At 65.4% G+C, this 20,437-nt stretch carries 20 protein-coding genes; 7 read left to right on the plus strand and 13 right to left on the minus strand.

Annotated features, from left to right (window positions below; all coding sequences use genetic code 11):
* Window positions 1-569: CDP-alcohol phosphatidyltransferase family protein (locus FJ311_02895; protein ID MBM3950379.1), on the plus strand; the 569-nt coding region annotated here is incomplete at its 5' end.
* Here the strand turns inward: FJ311_02895 and FJ311_02900 are convergent.
* The 3 genes from FJ311_02900 to aepX are packed head-to-tail and all read right to left on the minus strand — an operon-like array spanning window position 570 to window position 3,966.
* Window positions 570-1,169: a CDP-alcohol phosphatidyltransferase family protein gene (locus FJ311_02900; GenBank protein ID MBM3950380.1), complete on the minus strand. Its 600-nt coding sequence runs from the start codon at window positions 1,167-1,169 to the stop codon at window positions 570-572.
* Window positions 1,166-2,317, minus strand: coding sequence for a phosphonopyruvate decarboxylase (aepY, locus tag FJ311_02905; GenBank protein MBM3950381.1), 1,152 nt, complete (start codon window positions 2,315-2,317; stop codon window positions 1,166-1,168). Before aepY ends, FJ311_02900 begins: the two co-directional genes overlap by 4 nt.
* Window positions 2,314-3,966, minus strand: coding sequence for a phosphoenolpyruvate mutase (gene aepX, locus FJ311_02910; protein MBM3950382.1), 1,653 nt, complete (start codon window positions 3,964-3,966; stop codon window positions 2,314-2,316). Before aepX ends, aepY begins: the two co-directional genes overlap by 4 nt.
* Window positions 3,967-4,117: 151 nt before the next feature.
* Between aepX and FJ311_02915 the strand changes: the two genes are divergently transcribed.
* A complete protein-coding gene (locus FJ311_02915) occupies window positions 4,118-4,876 on the plus strand; it encodes a phytanoyl-CoA dioxygenase family protein (protein MBM3950383.1) in 759 nt (252 codons plus the stop codon).
* Here the strand turns inward: FJ311_02915 and FJ311_02920 are convergent, their stop codons facing one another.
* Together FJ311_02920 and FJ311_02925 are read right to left on the minus strand one after the other, a co-directional pair.
* Entirely contained in the window at window positions 4,877-5,671 is a 795-nt protein-coding gene (locus FJ311_02920; GenBank protein ID MBM3950384.1) for a phosphocholine cytidylyltransferase family protein, read from the minus strand.
* A gap of 70 nt (window positions 5,672-5,741) precedes the next feature.
* Window positions 5,742-6,743, minus strand: a complete 1,002-nt coding sequence (locus FJ311_02925) for an SDR family NAD(P)-dependent oxidoreductase (GenBank protein MBM3950385.1) — start codon at window positions 6,741-6,743, stop codon at window positions 5,742-5,744.
* Between the two features lie 99 nt (window positions 6,744-6,842).
* On the opposite strand from FJ311_02925, the gene ispH reads away from it, so the two are divergent.
* Window positions 6,843-7,820 (plus strand): 4-hydroxy-3-methylbut-2-enyl diphosphate reductase, encoded by a 978-nt coding sequence (ispH, locus tag FJ311_02930; protein MBM3950386.1) that lies wholly within the window; start codon window positions 6,843-6,845, stop codon window positions 7,818-7,820.
* A gap of 14 nt (window positions 7,821-7,834) precedes the next feature.
* Window positions 7,835-8,980 carry an adenosyl-hopene transferase HpnH gene (hpnH, locus tag FJ311_02935; protein MBM3950387.1) on the plus strand — a complete coding sequence of 382 codons (1,146 nt, stop codon included), beginning with the start codon at window positions 7,835-7,837 and terminating at the stop codon, window positions 8,978-8,980.
* Here the strand turns inward: hpnH and FJ311_02940 are convergent.
* The 8 genes from FJ311_02940 to FJ311_02975 form a co-directional block, all read right to left on the minus strand.
* Window positions 8,930-9,616, minus strand: a complete 687-nt coding sequence (locus FJ311_02940; protein MBM3950388.1) for a phosphorylase — start codon at window positions 9,614-9,616, stop codon at window positions 8,930-8,932. The genes hpnH and FJ311_02940 overlap by 51 nt on opposite strands.
* A complete protein-coding gene (shc, locus tag FJ311_02945) occupies window positions 9,617-11,581 on the minus strand; it encodes a squalene--hopene cyclase (protein MBM3950389.1) in 1,965 nt (654 codons plus the stop codon).
* Between the two features lie 90 nt (window positions 11,582-11,671).
* A complete protein-coding gene (locus tag FJ311_02950) occupies window positions 11,672-12,931 on the minus strand; it encodes a hypothetical protein (GenBank protein ID MBM3950390.1) in 1,260 nt (419 codons plus the stop codon).
* A gap of 3 nt (window positions 12,932-12,934) precedes the next feature.
* Window positions 12,935-13,789, minus strand: coding sequence for a presqualene diphosphate synthase HpnD (hpnD, locus tag FJ311_02955; GenBank protein ID MBM3950391.1), 855 nt, complete (start codon window positions 13,787-13,789; stop codon window positions 12,935-12,937).
* Complete coding sequence (locus tag FJ311_02960) at window positions 13,786-14,943, minus strand: glycosyltransferase (GenBank protein MBM3950392.1); 1,158 nt, start codon at window positions 14,941-14,943, stop codon at window positions 13,786-13,788. The genes hpnD and FJ311_02960 overlap by 4 nt, the downstream gene beginning before the upstream one ends.
* Complete coding sequence (gene hpnC / locus FJ311_02965; GenBank protein MBM3950393.1) at window positions 14,940-15,794, minus strand: squalene synthase HpnC; 855 nt, start codon at window positions 15,792-15,794, stop codon at window positions 14,940-14,942. The genes FJ311_02960 and hpnC overlap by 4 nt, the downstream gene beginning before the upstream one ends.
* Window positions 15,795-15,832: 38 nt before the next feature.
* On the minus strand, window positions 15,833-16,459 hold the full coding sequence (locus FJ311_02970) for an ABC transporter substrate-binding protein (protein MBM3950394.1): 627 nt from the start codon (window positions 16,457-16,459) through the stop codon (window positions 15,833-15,835).
* Between the two features lie 101 nt (window positions 16,460-16,560).
* The gene (locus FJ311_02975) at window positions 16,561-17,427 is read right to left on the minus strand and encodes a universal stress protein (GenBank protein ID MBM3950395.1); all 867 of its coding nucleotides are present in this window, start codon (window positions 17,425-17,427) and stop codon (window positions 16,561-16,563) included.
* Between the two features lie 242 nt (window positions 17,428-17,669).
* Between FJ311_02975 and FJ311_02980 the strand changes: the two genes are divergently transcribed.
* Genes FJ311_02980 through FJ311_02990 form a run of 3 tightly spaced genes read left to right on the plus strand, consistent with a single transcriptional unit; the run spans window position 17,670 to window position 20,399 of the window.
* Window positions 17,670-18,437: an ABC transporter ATP-binding protein gene (locus tag FJ311_02980; protein MBM3950396.1), complete on the plus strand. Its 768-nt coding sequence runs from the start codon at window positions 17,670-17,672 to the stop codon at window positions 18,435-18,437.
* Window positions 18,430-19,134: an ABC transporter ATP-binding protein gene (locus FJ311_02985; protein MBM3950397.1), complete on the plus strand. Its 705-nt coding sequence runs from the start codon at window positions 18,430-18,432 to the stop codon at window positions 19,132-19,134. Before FJ311_02980 ends, FJ311_02985 begins: the two co-directional genes overlap by 8 nt.
* A gap of 50 nt (window positions 19,135-19,184) precedes the next feature.
* Window positions 19,185-20,399 (plus strand): ABC transporter substrate-binding protein, encoded by a 1,215-nt coding sequence (locus FJ311_02990; GenBank protein ID MBM3950398.1) that lies wholly within the window; start codon window positions 19,185-19,187, stop codon window positions 20,397-20,399.
* Window positions 20,400-20,437 lie beyond the last annotated feature (38 nt).

Raw genomic sequence — 20,437 nt, forward strand, 5'->3', positions numbered from 1 at the left:
TGCGCCCGCTCGTGCGCACGCCGATCACGCCCAATCAATTGACCGTATTCACCCTGGTCGTTGCGCTGGCGGGCGCCAGTTTGCTCGCGGCAGGCAACCCCGCGGCCGCCAACTGGGGCGCGGGCCTATTCGTGCTCGCGCGCTTCCTCGATCACTTCGACGGCGAACTTGCGCGCCAGAAGAACATGAAATCGCGGCTCGGCTATTATCTCGATTATGTTTCGGGCGCGGTCAGCTACGCCGCGCTCTTTTTCGGGATCGGCTGGGGGCTGCAAACGGGCGCGCTCGGCGTTTGGGCGGTTGTGTTGGGCGCCGTCGGCGCGACGGTCGCCGTCGCGGCCATGTTTCTCAACCTGGGTATCGACAAAGCGGCCAAGCTGGAAGATGGCGCCGCCACCGGTTATCCCGGCTACGCTGGGTTCGAACTGGAGGACGGAATCTATCTGCTTGCGCCGATCACCTGGCTTGGCTGGCTCGAGCCCTTTTTCGTACTATGCGGCGCGGGCGCGGGGGTTTACGGACTGTGGACGCTATTCACGCTCATTAGGTTGCGCCGCCACGCTTCTTGATCAACGCCCGAACAGTTGGCGGCGGAATTTCCAGGCGAACAACGCTGCGAACAGCGGCGCGCCAACGGCCGCGGCGACCAACAGGATCGACGCGCCCCCGAGCCAAATCGCGAGCGGCACCACCAGCATGGCATCATCCGGATCGAACTTGGCGAAACCGCCGAGTTCGGCCGCGCGCGCGCCCGCCGCCTTCTCGACCCGCACCACCATCCCCAGAATTGCCGCGACCGCGAGTCCGGCCGCGATTCCCATCGGCATCGCCCAATAACCGTAGACGCTATCGCGCGAAGCCGCCCCAAGTGCCACAAAAATCAGCGCGTTGCAAAGCGCGTCGGCGATCAGATCATAGGTATGCCCGAAGGGACTCGTCTTCCCGGTCATGCGCGCAAGCTCGCCGTCGGCGCGGTCGAGCACCATCGCCAGAACGAACACGCCCGCCGCCACGTCCGGCCACGGATCGTGCCCCACCGCCAGCGTGCCAGCGGCGGCGATCCCCGTCGCCAAGCGAACCGTGGTCAACTGATTGGGCGTGACCGCCGTTTTGGCGAGCGGTCGAACCACGACCCGCGCCACGTGGTGAATCCAGGTGTCGTGACTCATGGGCGGTCGTTCCCGCTCGCCAGAAACGCCTTGAATCGCAACGCCACCTCGGGCGGAGCCACGGTCGGACGGCCGAGCGGTTCGTGCAACCCAGGCGCGATCCGGAGATGAATGAGATGCGGCCCCGGTTCGGCGATCGCGTCCTTAAGTGCGGCGACGAACCCGGCGAGATCGTCGGCGGCGTGGGTACGGGCATAACCGCAGGCTTGCGCCACGGCGGCGAAATCGACCATCGGCGAGACCGTCGGTTGGCCGCCGGTCGAATCGTGGGTCGCGTTGTCAAGCACCACGTGAATCAAGTTGGCCGGCGCATAGGCGCCGATGGTCGCGAACGTGCCCAATTTCATGAGCGCGGCACCGTCGCCGTCGAGCACCACCACCGGACGGCGCGCGTTGAGCGCGATGCCCAGCCCAACCCCCGAGGCGCAACCCATCGAACCGACCAGATACAGATGCTGCGGCCGGTCGGCGAGCGTGAACAGTTCGCGGCCGCATTTGCCCGTGGTCGCGACCACCGCCGCCGCGTCGGGAATCTCGCCGAGCAGACGTTCGAGCGCGGCAAAGCGGGTCGGCCGCGCTCCATTGGCACGGTGGTCGTGCCGCGTGCCTGGCGGCTTGGGCGTGGGCGGGCGGGCGGAAAGCCTTTCGTCGACCACGTCGCCCTTTTCCATCACGAACGCGAATGGTAACCGGGTTGTCGCCATTGTCTCCCTGGCTTCGGCAAGGGCAGCGGAGATATCGGCTTCTTCGTTCGGAAAGGGGCGGTGCGGAATTCGGATCGTGTGCAGCAGCGCTGCCGTGATGCGCCCCATCAATTCGTGTTGCGGTTCGTCCTTGAGCCCGGGCGCGCCCCGCCGCGTGCAGATCAGCAGCGTCGGAATGCGGAAGGGATGGTTGAGCGACGTCAGCGGATTGACCGCATTGCCAAGGCCGGAATTCTGGAACATCACCGCCGTCCCCCGCCCCGCGAGCCAGCCGCCGGCGGCAATGGCGACCGCTTCGCCCTCGCTCGCCGCGCCGATATAGGTCAGGCGCGAGTCGTCGATGGTGCGGTTGACGAGTGCGGTCAGGAACGAGCACGGCACGCCGCTGTAGAAATCAATGCCGGCCGCCAGCGATTCGGTCAAAAACGATTCGGCGCGGATCACAGGAATTTGCCCGCCTCGGCCAGATCGGCGGCGTCGTCCACGTCGAGCCACTGTCCGGTCACGTAGAGTACGTGGATTGTCGCCCCTTCCCCGGCCAACCGGGTGAACAGATCGGGCAGTCCGGCCTGACCCAAGGTGCCGTCCCGGCGCATGGCGTGGAGGGTTTCGCGTACCCGTTCCGTCCCCCGGGCGCTCAGCTTGGCGAGTCCCATCCACTCGCCCGCGATTGCGTCCGCCGGCACGTCGGCGGCGATGCGGCGAAGATGGACGGGTTCGTCGTCGAGATAGGTGGAGCTGAACGGGCGCGAGCATTCGGCGAAATCGCGCAACCACCCCTTGGCGTTCGAGGTGCGTTCGCGCCACAGCGCATCGACGGTGACGACCATGTCGCCTGGATGGGCGAACAGCTGATCGAGGATGTGATGACGGAAGAGAATGTCGCCGTAGGCGACCAGGCATTCGCCGTCGAGCCGGTCGATCGCGCAAGCGAGACTCGCCGCTTCTCCGGTCGTCATGTAGAGATCGTTGTCCGCCGTCGCGATGGAAGGAAAGTTGATCTTCTCCTTCCTGTAGCCGCGCACCACCGTGATGTCGCGCACGCCGGCTTCGCGCACGGTGCCGATCAATCGGCTGAGCAACGGCTGGCCGCGCACCTCGATCATGCACTTAGGTCGGTCTTCGGTGAGTTTCCCCAGGGCCGCCCCCCGGCTGGCGGCGAGCAGGATCGCGCGGCGTTCGCTGCCCTTGGCCGGCAGATAGCGCTTTTCGGCCTCGGCCAACTCGTCGTTGCCGGCCAGCTCGAACACCTCCCGCACGCTGACGACGGTCTTCTCCACGCCGGCGATGGATTCCTCGCGCCGGATGCGGCGGCTGGTCTCGCGCATGGCCGCGATCGACGCGCGCAGGTTATGGTTGGCCCAGATCGCGACCGAAATGCCCGCCCGGCGGTATTCCTCGGTCGGCGTCGCATAATACTTGGTCGGCACGATCACAACCGGCGAGCGGTTGTTCCACGCACGGGCGAAGGCGAGAATTTCAACGGCGGTGGACTTCTTGGAATGGATCAGGATCGCGTCCGCCCCGGCCGCGCGGTAGGCCTCGGCGCGCGTGAGCGCCTCGTCCAGGCCCCAGCCGGCGATCAGCGCCTCCACCCGAGCGACGATCTGGAAATCGGGATCGGTCTGGCTGTCCTTGCCTGCTTTGATCTTGCCGCAGAACTCCTCGATGTCGGCGAGCGCCTGTCCTTCGCCGATGAACGAGTTGGTCTTGGGAAACAACTTGTCCTCGACGCAGATGCCGGCGACGCCGCGCTCGCACAGCTTGCGCACCGCGCGGCGCATGTTGTTGAAGTTGCCCCAGCCGGTATCACCGTCGACCAAAATCGGGATCGAGGTCGCATCGGCCATGAATTCGAGTACTTCCAGCACCTGGGTCCACGACGCCTCGTTGCTGTCGCGCACGCCGAGAGCCGCCGACATGGAAAGCCCCGACGCCCAGATGCCCTTGAAGCCGGCTTCCTCCACGATCTTGGCGGACAAGCCGTCATGGGCTTCCATCAAGAACTCCAGCCCGGGAGAAGCGATCAACTCGCGCAACTGACGAAATTTGGAGGGATGGCCCGATTGGGCAGGTTTGGCCTGGGTTTGCATGCGGAGGTTTTAGTCAATCGCCGGGGCGGGTTCAATGTGCGGTCGCGATTGCTAGCAATTTTCAATGCCGTTTAACCTCCGGGGCCGGTTGAAGAACCGGCGGCGCCTGCCTATGATCCGCGCCGACTTTCACTCCCCACGGAGCCCTTTCATGTTGCGTGCGCCTGAACTCACCCAGGCCCAGATCGACCATTTCCACAACGCCGGCTCGCTCGTCGTCCACGGCGCTTTTTCGGCCGCCGACGCGAAACGGTTTCAGGAATGGACCGACGAGTTGGCGGCCATGCCGGAGGTATCCGGCAGGCAATGGGTCTACCACGAGAAGAGCCTCAAGGATTCGTCGAAAAGGCTCGTCAGCCGGATCGAAAATATTCGCCCTTTCCACGCCGGGTTCAAGGAACTGGGCGATGCGTTGCTGGTGCCGGTCGGGCAGTTGCTGGGCGAGCCCGCCGTCATGTTCAAGGAAAAGGTCAACTTCAAGATGCCGGGCGGCGATGGCTTCAAGCCGCATCAGGATTCCCAGGCCGGTTGGGACAAGTACGCCGACTTTTTCATCAGCGTCATGGTCGGCATCGACGAAGCGACCGTCGAGAACGGCTGCCTGGAAATCGTCGAAGGCCACCACAAGCGCGGCCTGTTCCGCTCGTGGGAGCCGCTGACGGACGCCGACATGGCGGACATGAAGTTCATCCACGTGCCGACCATGCCGGGCGACATGATCTTCTTCGACTGCTACGCGCCGCACCAGTCGCAGCCGAACATGAGCAGTAAAATACGCCGCCTCTATTACGCCACTTACAACAAGCTCTCCGCCGGCGATCACATGGCGCAATACTACGCCGACAAGCACAAGAGCTACCCGCCCGATATCGACCGTGAAAAGGGCAAGGAATACGTTTTCCGGGTGTGATCAGCGACGCGCCGACGCCCGCAAGCCCCGCGTCGCTTGAAGTTCCTCGATCGGTTTGTCGATCAAGGGCAGCACGTGGCGTTCGGCGCGGATGAGATCGCTCGGAAAATCGATTTCAATCCAGGGAATCCCGGTCACGTCCTCGGCGCCGAAGGTGCCGGGAGGTTCGGCCAACAACACATCGCGCATGGCGGGCTCATAGGGCGCCGCCATCTCGGCCCGGTCGATGTAGGCCTGGGTTGCGTCCGCGAGCTTGGCGGCCATGGTGGCCGAAAGGCGCAGGAACCCGGGCCATTCGCCGCGGGTTTCGAACGTTCCCGGGATCTTCTTGCCGAACTCGACCGGATGGCCGCCATCGAGGCATAAGTTGACCGGTTCGTCGCCCGCCTCGAAATCGCGGTCGTAGATGAAGCAGTTTTCGTGCGGCGAACGCAGCAGCCGCCCGAGCAACTCCGGGTGGTAAAGCACGTCGGCATCCATGAACAGCACGTCCGAACCCGAGCGCAAAACCTCGCACGCGGTCCACAGCGAAATTACCGGGCCGCCGCGATAGCGCGGGTTGTAAAACCAATTGACGAAGCCGGGTTCACCGGCCGCATTCGCTTCGGCGAGGATTTCTTCCTTGCGGTGGCCGAGAACCAGCACCAGTTCCTCGACGCCGAACGCCTTCAGATTTTCGATATGACGGCGCAACAGGGTCTTGCCGCCGAACTCCAATACCGCCTTGGGCGGTTGCGCGCGGTCATCGCCATAGAGACGGCGGCCGACACCGGCGGCGAGCATCAGGGCTTTCATGGGGTTCGCGACTTTCCGTTAGATAATCTGCGGACGGGACAATATCTGGCCATGACCCGCTCGACAAGATTCACCGGAGGTATCCCATGGCCCGGAACCAGGCAACGGCGTCGGAAAGCGCCTGGACTGCCGGCCGCGCGGCATAGCCGAGTTCCCGGGCGGCCTTGGCGCTTGAAAAGAACATCCTCTTGCGCGCCATCTTGAGGCCGTCGACGGTGACAAACGGCTCGCTCGCCGAGGGGATTAATCGCGCCCAGGCCTCGGCCAGCACCGCGACCGGGTATATCGCTCCGTGGGGAATGCGAATCGTCGGCGGTCGCCGGCCGCATTGGCGGGCGATCTCGGCGAGAATCTCGCCCAACGCCATATTCTCGCCGCCGAGCACGTAACGCTCCCCCACCCGGCCCCGGCGCAAGGCGAGCAGATGGCCCTCGGCCACGTCGTCCACGTGCACAACATTGAGGCCGGTGTCTACGAAGGCGGGCATCCGTCCGCGCGCAGCCTCGACGATCATGCGGCCGGTGGGCGTCGGCTTGATATCGCCGGGACCGATCGGGGTTGAAGGATTGACAATCACCACCGGCGCGCCTTCCTCGGCGATCAGGCGGCGCACCGCTTCCTCCGCCTTGAACTTGGATTGCTTGTAGGGGCCGATCATGTCGGCGAACCCGACCGGCGTTTCCTCGTCGCCGGATTTTCCGCCACCCGGAATGCCAAGAGTCGCGACGCTGGAAGTGTAAACGATGCGCGACGCTCCCGCCGCCATCGCCGCGCGCACGAGCGCGACGGACCCTTCGACGTTGACGCGGAACATCGCCGTCGGATCGCGCGTCCACAGGCGATAATCCGCCGCCACGTGAAAAACGACCGCGCATCCTTCCGCCGCACGCTTAAGCGACGTCGGGTCGGTCAGGTCCCCTTCCGCGACCTCGACCGCGAGCCCTTCCAAGTTCGCGCGCGGGCTCGCCTTGCGCGCCAGGACCCGAACGGCGAATCCTTCCGCCCGCAACCGGCGAGCGACGGCCGCGCCGACGAACCCGGTTGCCCCCGTCACCAGCGCTTTTTCGACCATGCGATTCCCTCGGCCATGCTAATTCCCCGTGCCAAGTCCGGAAATGCCGCGAAACGGCCCTTTCCCCGGTGGCCGGAAATGCCTATCTTACCGCCGACCATGACCACGCCCGAATCTTCCCGCGACCTCGACATTTATCTCGCGCGCCCGCGCGGCTTTTGCGCCGGGGTCGAGCGCGCCATCGAAATCGTCGAGCGCGCGCTCAAGCAATACGGCCCGCCCGTCTACGTACGCCACGAAATCGTCCACAACAAGCACGTGGTCGAATCGCTCCGCGCCAAGGGCGCCGTCTTCGTCGAGGAACTGCACCAAATTCCGGATGGCGGGGTCACTATCTTCAGCGCCCACGGCGTCGCCGAAGCGGTCGAAGGCGAAGCCAAGCGCCGCGACCTGCCGGTGATCGACGCCACCTGCCCGCTGGTTTCCAAGGTCCACAAGGAGGGCCAAAACCATGCCGCCAAGGGCCGCCAGGTCATCTTGATCGGTCACGCCGGTCATCCCGAGGTTGAAGGCACCCAAGGCCGCATTCCGGGCGGCGTTCTTTTGGTTACCAACGCCGACGACGTCACCCGCCTTGAGGTGCGCGATCCGGAACGCCTCGCCTACGTCACCCAAACCACCCTCAGTGTCGACGAGACCCGCGACGTGATTGCCGCCCTCAAACGGCGCTTTCCCAAGATCGTCGGTCCCGACGTGAAGGACATCTGCTACGCCACCCAGAATCGCCAGCAGGCGGCGCGCGACCTCGCCGCCCAGGTCGATTTGCTGCTCGTGGTCGGCGCCAAGAACAGCTCCAACTCCAACCGGCTGCGCGAAATCGGTACCGAAACGGGCATTCCGAGCTATCTGATCGCGGATGCCGGCGCGCTCGATTCCGCTTGGCTCGAAGGCGTTCGCACGGTCGGCATCACCGCCGGAGCGTCCGCGCCGGAAGAGCTGGTGCAGGCCTTGATCCGCCGTCTCGGCGATTTTGGCCGTACCCGCGTTCACGAACTCGACGGCGCCGCCGAGAACATCGTCTTCAAGCTGCCGGCGGCACTGACCGAAAACGCCGCGCGAGCCGCGCATAACGCCTGACGCGTAACCCCGCCATGGCTGTTCCATTGATCCAACAAATCCGGGTCGGCGCCTACATCCTGGGCAAAAAGCTCAAGGGCGAGGCGCGTTATCCGTTGGTGCTGATGCTGGAACCCTTGTTCCGCTGCAACCTTGCCTGCCCCGGTTGCGGCAAGATCGACTACGAGGACGACATCCTCAACCGTCGCCTCAGTGTCGACGAATGCCTGCAGGCGGTCGACGAATGCGGCGCACCGGTGGTCTCGATCCCCGGCGGCGAGCCGCTGCTGCACCGGGAAATCGACCAGATCGTCGCCGGCATCGTGGCGCGCAAAAAATTCGTTTACCTCTGCACCAACGGCCTACTGCTGGAAAAGAAACTCGATCTGTTCAAGCCGTCGCCCTATCTCACCTTCTCCGTTCACCTCGACGGCCTGGAAGCCGAGCACGATCGCGCAGTCGATCAGCCGGGCACCTTCAAGCGCGCAATCGCCGCCATTCGCCTTGCCAAGTCGAAGGGCTTCCGCGTCAACGTCAACTGCACGCTCTTCGATCACGTCACCGCCGAACAGGCGGCGGATTTTTTCGATTTCGCCATCAACGACATCGACGTCGAAGGTATTACCATTTCACCCGGCTTCGCCTACGAACGCGCCCCGGACCAGGAACACTTCCTCGGGCGTACGCGCACCAAGAACCTGTTTCGCGAAATCTTCCGCATCGGCAAAAAGCGCGGCAGCCGCTGGCGCTTCAGCCAATCGACCTTGTTCATGGATTTCCTCGCCGGCAACCAGTCGTATCGTTGCACGCCCTGGGGCAATCCGACCCGCAACGTGTTCGGCTGGCAGAAGCCTTGCTACCTCCTCGGCGAAGGCTACGCCCGGAGCTTCCGCGAACTGATGGATACGACCGATTGGGATTCCTACGGCACCGGCAATTACGAAAAATGCGCTGACTGCATGGTGCATTGCGGCTACGAGCCGACCGCCGTCACCGATACGGTATCCCATCCGTTAAAGGCGCTCGCCGTGTTCCTCAGGGGCTTCCGGACCGAAGGGCCGCTTGCGCCGGAAATCCCGCTCGACAAGCAACGTCCGGCCGAATTCGTGTTCGAAAGCTTGGTCGAGCGGCTAAAGCGCGAAGCCAAGGCCGGGGCCGAGACGCAGAGCGACGCGGCCTAAGGCGCCCAACGCGCGCCCCTGGTCGCGGGCGAGCCCGATTAACCCCCACACCGTCCATGGCTTCGGCAGCAGCGCGCGCAGGACCACGCCCGGCGCCAGGCCGCCGTCGGGCAAAACCGCATCCATGACCCACAGCGGGATGGTCCGCGAAGCGTCGTCGGCGATGGCGCGGATGGCGAGAAACGGCGCGCCGCGTGCGGCGGCGGCGGCGGCGACACCGAGGCTTTCCATATCGACAGCGACCGCGCCGGTGCGCGCGGCGCACGCCCGTTTCGCCTCCACGGTCAGCAGCGGCGCGTCCGACCCGAAAATAGCACCTTCGGTCGCGGCACCGGAGCCAACGAGCGCCGCCATGACCGATTTCCGCCATGCGGCGTCGGTCGCATAGCGCCGGTCGGTGCCCACGACCGCGTCGGCGACGACCACCGTTCCTGGGTGCAGCACCGGATCAAGCCCGCCCGCGACCCCGAAACTCAAGATCGCCCCGCACCCTCGATCGAGCAGAGAAAGCGCGGCCTTTTCCGCGCGCGCGGCGGAAGCCCCAGCGATTTCGACGCGAGGAGCACGCTCGGGCGGAAATTCTGACAAAAATTCGGCTTCGGCGGCGAGGCCGGTGATCACCCCGACTCTGGCCACTTACAACCCGTGGGCCGGGCGGCGGGCGTTGGCCGCCGCGAGGTTGCGGTAGCGCGCCAACGCCCACAGCGGGAAATAGGCGCTGTAGCCGTGATAACGGAGGAAAAAGACGCGCGGAAAACCGACCGCATTGTACAGTTCTTCCGCCCACTTGCCGCTCTCGCGCTTGGCGGCAAGCAGATAGCGGATACCGCGCGCGACCTGCGGGCTGTCGACCTCGCCTGCCGCCATCAGGACGAGCACCGCCCATGCGGTGTGCGACGGCGTGCTCGCTTTGACCTCGGCCTTGCGCTCGGGCCAATAGGTCGCGCAGTCCTCGCCCCAGCCCCCGTCGGCACGCTGGCGCGACTTCAGCCAGTCCACCGCCTTCCGGATGTGCGGCGCGGTCATGTCCTCGCCCGCGGCGTTGAAGGCCGCAAGTGCCGACCAAGTGCCGTAGATGTAGTTGGTGCCCCAGCGGCCGAACCAGGATCCGTCCGGTTCCTGCTCGCGGCGCAGGTATTCGAGACCGCGCGCCATCGCTGGGTGGTCGCGACCGTAGCCGATCTGAGCGAGAAAGCCGATGCAGCGCGCGCTTACGTCGGCGGTCGGCGGATCGAGCAGCGCGCCGTGATCGGCGAACGGAATGTGGTTGAGGACATAGTGGGTGTTGTCAGCGTCGAACGCGCCCCAGCCGCCGTTGGCGCTCTGCATGCCGACGATCCATTCGGCGGCCCGCGCGATGCGCTCGCGGTACTTCTCCGGGTCGACCCGGTGCAGCGCCATCGCCACCACCGCGGTGTCGTCCACATCCGGGTAATGATCATTGCGGTATTGAAACGCCCAGCCGCCCGGACGCACCTCGGGGCGCGTCGCAGCCCAGTCGCCCTTGACGTTGAGAATTTGGCGCTCGGCCAGCCAATCGGCGGCACGCGCCACCGTCGCGGAATCGGCGCGCAGGCCGGTTTCCATCATCGCATGCAACGCAAGCCCAGTGTCCCAGATTGGCGACAGGCAGGGCTGGCAATAGCTCTCGTCCTTGCCGTGCGCCAGCAGCTTGGCAATCGACTCGCGCGCGATGGCGGCGGCGGGGTGATCCTTGGTATAGCCGAGCGCATCGTAGGCCATGACCGCGTTGGCCATCGCCGGAAAGATGCCGCCGAGGCCGTCCTCGCCGTTGAGGCGTTCCTTGACGAACGCCATCGCCCGTTCGATTCCCTTCCGTTCGAGGAATTTCGGAAACAACGGTTCCAGGAACCGCCCGACCCGGTCAAGGACCAGCAGAATGTTGCCGATCCGGCTGCCGGTCGGATTGGTCATATAGTCGCGCTCGCGCTCCGGCGGCACGACGAACAATTCGCGGATATCGACCCGGCGCGGGTTGCGGGCCTTGGTCTTAAGGGTGGCGAGCACGAACAGCGGCACCATCACGGTGCGCGACCAGTAAGACACCTTGTCGATGTGGAAGAAAAACCACTTGGGCAGCAGCATAGCCTCGACCCGGATCAGGGGCGTCGCACGCCACGGCACCTGCTCGAACATAGCGAGCGCGATGCGGGTAAAGACATTCGATTTCGCCGCGCCGCCGTGGGCGAGGATCGCTTCGCGCGCGCGGCGCATGTGCGGGGCATCGACGGGATCGCCGACCAGTTTCAGCGCGTAGTATGCCTTGACCGACGCGGAAATATTGAAATCCCCGTCGTGAAATAGCGGCCAGCCGCCGTGTGCGCCCTGGATGCGACGCAGGTAGACCGCGAGCCTTCGTTCGAGCCTGTCGTCGATCTCGCCGAGATAGTGGTGGAGCAGAATCAGCTCCGCCGGAATGGTGGCGTCGGCCTCCAATTCGAACAGCCAATGCCCGTCACCGGCTTGGTGTTCCACGAGCCAGGAGCGCGATTCGCCTACCGTGCGTTCCACCTCATCGCACGCGGGCGGAATCGGTTGAGCGGTGACCTCGGGCGCGGAGGCGGGCAGCGTCCCGTGCATAACGACCATGTTTGTCAAAGGGTTACAAAGTTTCGGGAACGGAGCCCCGTTCCCGTCGGCACGGCTTTGTGTCAAATACCGCCCGATTTTTCAAGGGGCGCGCGTTTGGAGCACGGCCCGGGCCGCGCTCACGCCCGAGCGAATCGCCCCTTCCAGCGTCGCGGGCAGCCCCGTGTCGGTCCAATCCCCGGCGAGAAACAGGTTGCGCCAGGGGGTGCGGGTGTTGGCGCGGCGGGCAAGATTGGCAGGCGTTTGGGCGAAGGTCGCACGCTTTTCCTTGACCACCCGGTGCGCGGGCAAAGGCGTGGCGCCGAGAGCGAGCGCCCGGCGCACGTCGTTCCATACCTTCGCCGCGATCGATTCCGAATCTTCCTCGGCCAACCGGTCGGCGGCGCTGACGGTGACCGAGGCGATGCTGTCGCGCGCGAATATCCACTGCGCCGTGCCGCCGACGAGGCCGAGTAGGCGCGGGACTCCCGCGCTCGCCGGAACCCAGAAATGGGCGTTGACGATGGCGCGGGCCCCTTCCGGCGTCGGAATGCCGGGCAGGAATTCGCCGATCAAGCCGTGCGGCAGGGCGACGATGATCGAATCGTTCTCGCCGAGGACGAGGTCGCCGTCGACAAAGCGGATCGCGCGCGCGCGATCGCTTGCCAGGTCGATGGCGCGCAGGCGCGCGTTGAAACGCACGCGCGCGCCTTGCATGGCGAGATACGCGAGCGCAGGCTCGATCAGGCTCGGCCCCAATCCGCGCCGCGCGATCAACGGCCGGCAGGCGCGTGCCCCCTGCCCGACCGTTTCGCGCAACACCGCCCACAGCAGCGTCGCGGCGACTTCGTCCGCTTCGGCGTTGAGCACCGCGATGACGAGCGGATCCCAGAACATTTCGCGCCCCGGCGATCCCTTGGGCAGGCCGAGCGCCTCAGCCACAGTCAGCTTCTGCCCGGCGAAGGCGAGCCCGAGGCCGCGCAGGTAATCCATCGCCGAGGTTCCCGGCGCGCGGGTCGCGGCTGAAAACGCCCAGCGCGGAAGCGGCCCCGGCGACAGCCGGATGTCCCAACGCGCGCCGTTGCGCACATCGAGGAACGGAAAAACGGCATCCGCTTCGTGCATCGACGTGCGCGCGCCGATCCGTTCCAGGTAGGCGACGGCGGCGCGGTTGCCGCTGAGGAGCAGGTGGTTGCCGTTGTCGATCAGCCCGCCGAGCGCGTCGTCGTGAAACGATCGGCAGCGCCCGCCCGCGTGACCGGAGCCTTCGTGCACGACGACGGACGTATCCGATCCGGCCAACTCTACCGCCGCCGAAAGCCCGGCGATGCCGGCGCCGATGATATGGACGGTTCCCGCCATCGCTTACGCCAGCCCGTGACGCAAGACGATCCACGCCTTTTCCCAGCGCGACGGCGAAACGGCGAGGCGCGGCGGCGTAAAACCGCGCGCCACGAGGCGGCGAAAGGTGCTCCAATACGCTTCCATCATCAACACGGCGGGCTTGCGCTCGCGCGCGCCGACGTGGGCGAGCAAGCCGCGCGCCTCCTCGAACCGCGCGCGGGCGAGATCGGCGATCTCGGCGCACGCCGCAGCGATAGCGGGGTGAGCCAACGCGGCGGCCGCGTCGTCGCTCGGGATTCCGTGGCGCGCGAGCAGATCGGCGGGAAGATAGAGCCGGTCGCGTTCCGCGTCTTCGTCCAAATCGCGCAGGATGTTGGTGAGTTGCAACGCCTCACCTAGGGTTTTCGCCAGCGGATCGCCGAGCGTCCGCTCGATTCCGAACACTGGATTGGAGAGCCGCCCGACCGCGCAAGCGACACAATCGCAATAACGGAACAGCGCGGGCCAATCGGCGAAACGGAGCCGGTCGGCGGCGTCCATCCGCATGCCCTCGATCACCGCGAGAAAGTCGCGCATCGCAAGACCGAACGAATTAATCGGTTTCGTCAACGCGCGCGCGATCGGTTCTATCGGACGTCCTCGGAATAGACGCTCGATCTCGTCCGCCCAGGCATCGAGCCGGGCCGCCTTGGCCGGCGCCGGCAGATCGCCGTCGGCAATATCGTCCACCTCGCGGCAAAAGGCGTAGACCGCATACATGGCGCGCCGCCGCTCGGGCGACAGCACGCGCATGCCCCAATAAAACGACGTGCCCGAGCGACGCACCACCGCTTCCACCAAGCGGTCCAGCGCGGCCGTGTCCGTCACTCCGGTCATGAATACGATCGCCCTTTCCAACCGCCGCCCTTGCCCGCCCAATGGCGCCTAGCCGAATCGAGCGTCATCAGCGCATACAGCACGCCCGCGAGCGGGAGTGTCAAAGTATACGCTGGCGCGAGCCCGTACAGCCGTACCGTGGGCGCGTAGGCCACCGCCATCAGGCCCCAGGCGCCGGTGCCGGAAAGCGCGGCAAACCCTTCACCCGCCGCCACTCCATAAACCGCCGCGACCGGCGGCACAACATAGAGCACAACCATGCCGGCCAGCGTGCCGAGGAGCGCCGACAGGGACCGGTTCAGTTGTTCGAAGGCCGAGCGCGCCACCATCCGCCACACCTCGTCGAGCCGGTCGTAGGGACGGAGGCTGAAAGCGTGTTCGGCGAGGCCGAGCCAGATCGGCCCCTGGCCCTTGACTTCGCGCGCAAGTGCGCAATCGTCGATCAGGCGGCCACGGATGCGCTCGACTCCGCCGATGTCCGCAAGCGTATCCCTCCGTACCAGCATGCAGCCCCCGGCGGCCGCCGCCGTCGGCCGGTTCGGGTCGTTTACCCACGGAAACGGATAGAGCTTCTGGAAGAAGAACACGAACGCCGGAATCAACAGCTTTTCCCATCCCGCTTCGCAACGGAGCTTGACCATGAGCGAAACGAGACAAAGCCGTTCCGTTTCCGCCTTGGCGATCAGGCGGCGGAGGCTGGCGGGCTCGTGCACGATATCGGCGTCGGTCAACAGCACATAGGCGGCGTCGGGGGCGAAGCGCGCGGCTTCGGCCAAGCCCTGATGCACCGCCCACAGCTTGCCGGTCCAACCAGGCGCGAGCGACGCTCCCGCCACTACCCGCAGGCGTTCCGCGGCGTGCGCGTTCGTTGCCGCCTTGCGAGCCACGTCGGCGGTGCCGTCCAGGCTGTTGTCGTCGACCAGCACCACCGTGAACCGGCCCGGATAGTCTTGTCGCAGTAGTGATTCGACTGACCGGCCGACGAACGCCGCCTCGTCGCGCGCCGGAATCACCGCGACCACCCCGGGCCAAGCCGCCGGCCCCGGTCCGGCATCGGGCAAACGCTGATCGGCGCGCCAGAATCCGCCGCGTGCGACGAGCAACCATGCCCAGGCCGCGAGCGCGAACCCACTCGCAACGTCGAACGCGGTCACGACAACAATCCGGCGAATGCGCCCTTGAGGCAGCAGACGAGAAACTCGGGCTTGCCGAGTTGCACCCGTCGCGCAAGCGGATCCTCGTGCCGGAGCCGCGCGATCAAAGCGTCCGCGATGGCGACGATGGCGCCCGATTCCATCGCCAGCCGACGGCTGGCAAGCCCGGCCGGCAGCTTTCGCGCTTCCACCATCAGTTGCGCGGTCGCGTCCAGCGTGCGGTCGATTACCCGGCGCAGCGCGGGCGAAACGGCGGACGCGTTCAGTTCCTCGATTCGCGCTCCTTCCGCCGCCAGCCAGTTGCCCGGCAGATAGACCCGGTCGAGGGCGCGATAGTCGGCCTGGCAATCCTGGAGGTGATTGATCACCTGCAACGCCATGCAGAGCGCATCCGACGGCCCATAGCCGTCGCGCGAGCCGCCGTGCAGATCGAGCAAATAGCGCCCGACCGGAGCCGCCGACAGAATGCAATAGCCCATCAGGTCGTCCCAATCCTTGTAGCGGAGCTTGGTCGCGTCCTGCTTGAAGGCGGCGATCAGGTCGAGGCAATGGCGCGGCGGCACGCCGGTTTCGTCCAGGCTCGCGCGCATCCGATGCGCGGTGGCGTACGCGGGGTCCCGCTCGCGCCCCGAGAGGGCCTCGGCGAATCCGGTCAAGCGGCGGATTTTCTCGTCCGCGGGCAGATCGGGATTGTCGGCAATATCGTCGATGGCGCGGGCGAAGGCGTAAAACGCCGCCACGTGCGGGCGCAAGGAGGCCGGCAGCAGGATCGATCCGACCGGAAAATTCTCATACGCCGTGTCCTTGCCCGATGGCGTTTCGACGGTGGATGCGGGCGCGGACACGTTCATGGCGCGATGGGCATAGCGCGATCGCGCAAAAAAGCGCGTCAAGCGCCTTTCTTGACGCGTGCGCGCAGTTCGGACAGGAACGCCGACATGCTATTGTTGTTGCGGCTGAAAACGGACGCGAATTCCTGGCGCTGGGTCACGCCCATGCTGATGCCCTTGACCATCACGTCGACGATCTTGAATTTTCCGTCGCGCGTCCGCACCCGCCAATCGACTTCGACCGGCTCGGGCTGATTACCACGCACGATGGACGAATAAACCATGGTATCACCGCCGTCGATCGTCACGGTGCGCGAAACTTCCAGCTTCTCGCCCGCGTATTCGGTGAAGCGGTCGACGTAGCTGTAGACGATCAAATCCTCGAACAGACGGAGGTATTCCGCACGTTCCTCGGCCGACGCCGTGGCCCACGGGCGGCCGAGCACCCAGCGGGCGATGATTTCCACCGCGAAATGGTCGTTGAGCAGCACGCGAAAGCGGCGGATGCGCTCCTCGCGCGGGGTTCCTTTGTCGGTCAGCGCGGCGACCGCCTTGTCAGCGAGGGACTCGATGAACTGGGCAGGTCCTGGCGCTGCCTGGGCGCGGGCAACCACCGACACGTTTACGGACCCGGCCAACGCTAGGCCCGCGATCAAAAACCACCGACGCTCGATTTCGGTTGGCATCCCGTTCGTCCCAGGGGCAGTGCTCAGATGGCCTCGGACGGGAAAGACTGCCCCAAAGAGCGGGAAAATCAAGACCCAGACTTCTCGTCGAAAGGCCCGCCTTAATGCGCCATCAGGAGCGGCACGGTCGCGTTGTCGAGGGCGTAGCGGGTTACGCCCCCGAGGATCATCTGGCGGAGCCGGTTGCGGGTATAAGCCCCCATCACCACCATGTTGGCGCCGATCTGGATGCAATCCTTGAACAGTACCTCGCCTTCGATCCGCCCGGTGAGCGGCAGATTGTGGGTCGAGGCCTGGACGCCGAACCAGCCGAGATAGGTGAGCATTTCCGGCACCTCCGGCGCGGCGGGCGTTTCGCCGACCGCCGTCACCACCGTCACTTCCCTGGCGCGCTCGATGAATACGGTGGCCCCGGCGATAGCGCGCGCGGCCTCTTTGCTGCCGTTCCAGGAGATGGCGATCTTGGAGCCGATCGGGTCACCGTCGTAGTTGGGCGGAACCACCAGAACCGGGCGACCGGTTTCGAACAGGGACGCGTTCAGCGTCATGGTCGTGCCGACGTCGCTTTCGGGCGTCGGACGGGGCAGCACGATCAACCCGGTCAGGCGTCCGCGCCGGGAGACGATTTCCTCCTCGCGCCCGGTGTCCTCGATCCATGCGACCGACGCTCGCCCCGGCGCCGGACGTTCGATCACCGGCAAGTCGTATTTCTTGCAGACCTCGTCGTAGATAGCGCGGGCGCGGGCGGCGCGCTCACGCGATTCTTTTTCCGCCACGTCCATGATCTCTTCGACCAGAGTGCCGGATACGCCCTCGCCCAGGATCGGCACCGCGTCGCGCGGGTCGCCACGCACATGCAACACGTCGAGATGAGCGGACAAGTCGCGCGCCACCACGAATGCCGCGCTCAGCGCCGGACGCGACAATTCCGTCCCATTGACGACGGCGAGAATAGATTTGATGGCCATGGGTTACCCTCTTATTTTCGCCCCCTCCCCACCCGGTTTGAATATAAGCTGCCCGCCGAAGGTTTCAAAGCGCGTTACCGGGTCTATGGCCCCTCGTCCGCCGGCTGCTCGCATGTCCGGACTGTCCCCCTAGGCGATTTACAGGGGGGCGGCATTCGTATTCAATCCCCATCAACCTCGGCCCATCGGCCTCGATGGCGACACGGGGATCATCGCGGGGGCTTGCGGTCGGAAGGCGTGGCATGGACGGCGACATCATCGTCGAGACGGTCGGCTTAACCAAGCATTTCCGCGGCTTCACGGCCCTGCGCGAAGTCAATCTTCGGGTTCGCGCTCGCACTATTCATGCCATGATCGGACCCAACGGCGCGGGCAAGACGACCTGTTTCAACCTGATCACCAAATTCCTGCCGCCGTCCGACGGGCGCATACTGTTCAAGGGCCGCGACATCACCGGCGCCAACCCGGCCGACATCGCGCGCATGGGGATGATCCGGAGTTTTCAGATATCGGCCGTGTTCCCCCATCTGACCGTCCTCGAAAACGTGCGTATCGCGCTGCAACGGGCGCGCGACGATTCGTTCCATTTCTGGAAATCCGAACGATCGCTGGCGGAGTTGAACGGCCGCGCGATGGCGCTGCTCGACGACGTCGGGCTGGCCGATCTGGCCGATCTCTACGCCGTCGAATTGCCCTACGGACGGAAGCGAGCGCTGGAAATCGCGACCACGCTGGCACTGGAGCCGGAGATGCTGCTGCTCGACGAACCCACGTCGGGCATGGGACGCGAGGACATTAAGCGGATTTCCGATTTGATCCGCCGCGTCGCCGCCGACCGGACGGTCCTGATGGTCGAACACAACCTGTCGGTCGTCGCCGACCTCTCCGACACGATCACCGTGCTCGCGCGCGGCGAGGTGCTGGCCGAAGGCCCTTATGCCGAGGTGTCGCGCGACGCGGCCGTGATCGAAGCTTACATGGGCACCGGGGCGGGAAGTCATCATGCCTGAGACGGTGCTCGAGGTCGGCGATTTGCACGCCCACTACGGCGAATCCCATATCCTGCACGGAATGACCTTTTCCGTGCCCCGGGGCGAGGTGGTGACCCTGCTCGGGCGCAACGGTGTTGGCAAAACCACCACCATGCGCGCGATCATGGGCTTGATCGACCGGAGGTCGGGTTCGGTTCGCTATCGCGGCGACGAGTTGATCAGGCTCGCGCCCGAAAAAATCGCTCGCAAAGGTATTGCCTATTGCCCAGAGGAACGGGGCATTTTCGCCAGCCTGTCGGTCAAGGAAAACCTCCTGCTGCCTCCGGTGGTGCAGGACGGCGGACTGTCCGTCGACGAGGTGTACGGGTTGTTTCCAATCCTCAAGGAGCGCGGCGCCAGCCAGGGCACCAAACTCTCCGGCGGCGAGCAGCAAATGCTAGCCATCGCCCGCATCCTGCGCACCGGCGCCCATCTGCTGCTTTTGGACGAACCGACCGAGGGCCTCGCGCCGGTGATCATCCAGCAGATCGGCGCGACCATACGGCGGCTTCGCGAAAAGGGATTCACGGTGCTTCTGGTCGAGCAGAACTTTCATTTCGCCGCGACTGTCGCCAATCGCCATTACATCGTCGAACACGGCCAAGTGGTGGACATGATCCTGAACGACGACGTCGCAGCCAACGAGGAGAAACTCAAGGCCTACCTCGGCGTTTGATGGCCGCCGGGGTATCCGTTCGAACCATCGCAACCAGGAAGGAGGCTTGCATGCGTATCACGATGAAGATGCTTATGGGTGTCGCCGCGGCGGCGATCGCCGCCGTTGGGCCCGCGTCGGCGCAACAAATGTCTGACGGCGTCGTCAAGATCGGCGTGCTCAACGACCAGTCGGGGCTGTATGCCGACTTGTCCGGGCCCGGCTCGACTTGGGCGGCGCGCAAGGCGGTCGCCGACTTCAAGCCCTCGTTCAAGGTCGAGGTCATCGCCGCCGATCACCAGAACAAGCCCGACGTCGGCGCCAGCATCGCCCGTCAGTGGCTCGACGTCGATAAGGTGGACATGATCGTCGACGTGCCGACCTCGTCGGTGGTGCTGGCGATCAACCAGATCGTCAAGGAAAAGAACAAGGTCATGATGGTCTCGACCGGCGCCACCGCCGACTTGACCGGCAAGGCCTGCACGCCCAACAGCGTGCACTGGACCTACGACACCTGGGCACTCGCCAACGGCACCGGCAAGGCGATCGTCAAGACCGGCGGCGATACCTGGTTCTTCATCACCGCCGATTACGCCTTCGGCCACGCCCTCGAGCGCGACACCGAAGCCGTGGTCAACGCCAACGGCGGCAAGGTGCTGGGCAAGGTGCGGACGCCGTTCCCCGGCACCACCGACTTTTCGTCGTTCCTGCTCCAGGCGCAGGCCTCGAAGGCGAAGATCATCGGCCTCGCCAACGCCGGCGGCGACACCATCAATTCGATCAAGCAGGCGGCCGAATTCGGCATCGTCAAGGGCGGGCAAAACCTCGCCGGCCTGTTGGTGTTCCTGACCGACATCCACGCGCTTGGCCTGCAGACGGCGCAAGGGCTGATCATGACCGAAGCGTGGTATTGGGACATGACGGAGGCCAACCGCGCGTTCGCCAAGGAGTTCGCGGCGGCCAACAAGGGCAACCACCCGACCATGGGCCAGGCCGGCGTCTACTCGGCGGTTTATCACTACCTGCGCGCGGTCGACGCGCTCAAGTCCGACGCCGACGGCGCCAAGGTGGTGGCGAAGATGAAGGAGATGCCGACCGACGACAAACTGTTCGGCAAAGGCCAAGTCCGCGCCGACGGCCGCCATATCCATCCCATGTATCTGTTCGAGGTCAAGAAGCCCTCGGAGTCCAAGGGTCCGTGGGATTACTACAAGGTCCGCGCCACCATTCCGGCCGACGAAGCTTTCCGTCCGCTCAAGGACGGCGGCTGCCCGCTGGTGAACTGACACCGGACCGAGCCTAAGAACCGGAAAGACGGGCGAGC

It is taken from the genome of Rhodospirillales bacterium, from assembly GCA_016872535.1.
In the GTDB taxonomy this organism is placed as follows: Bacteria; Pseudomonadota; Alphaproteobacteria; order Rhodospirillales; family 2-12-FULL-67-15; genus 2-12-FULL-67-15.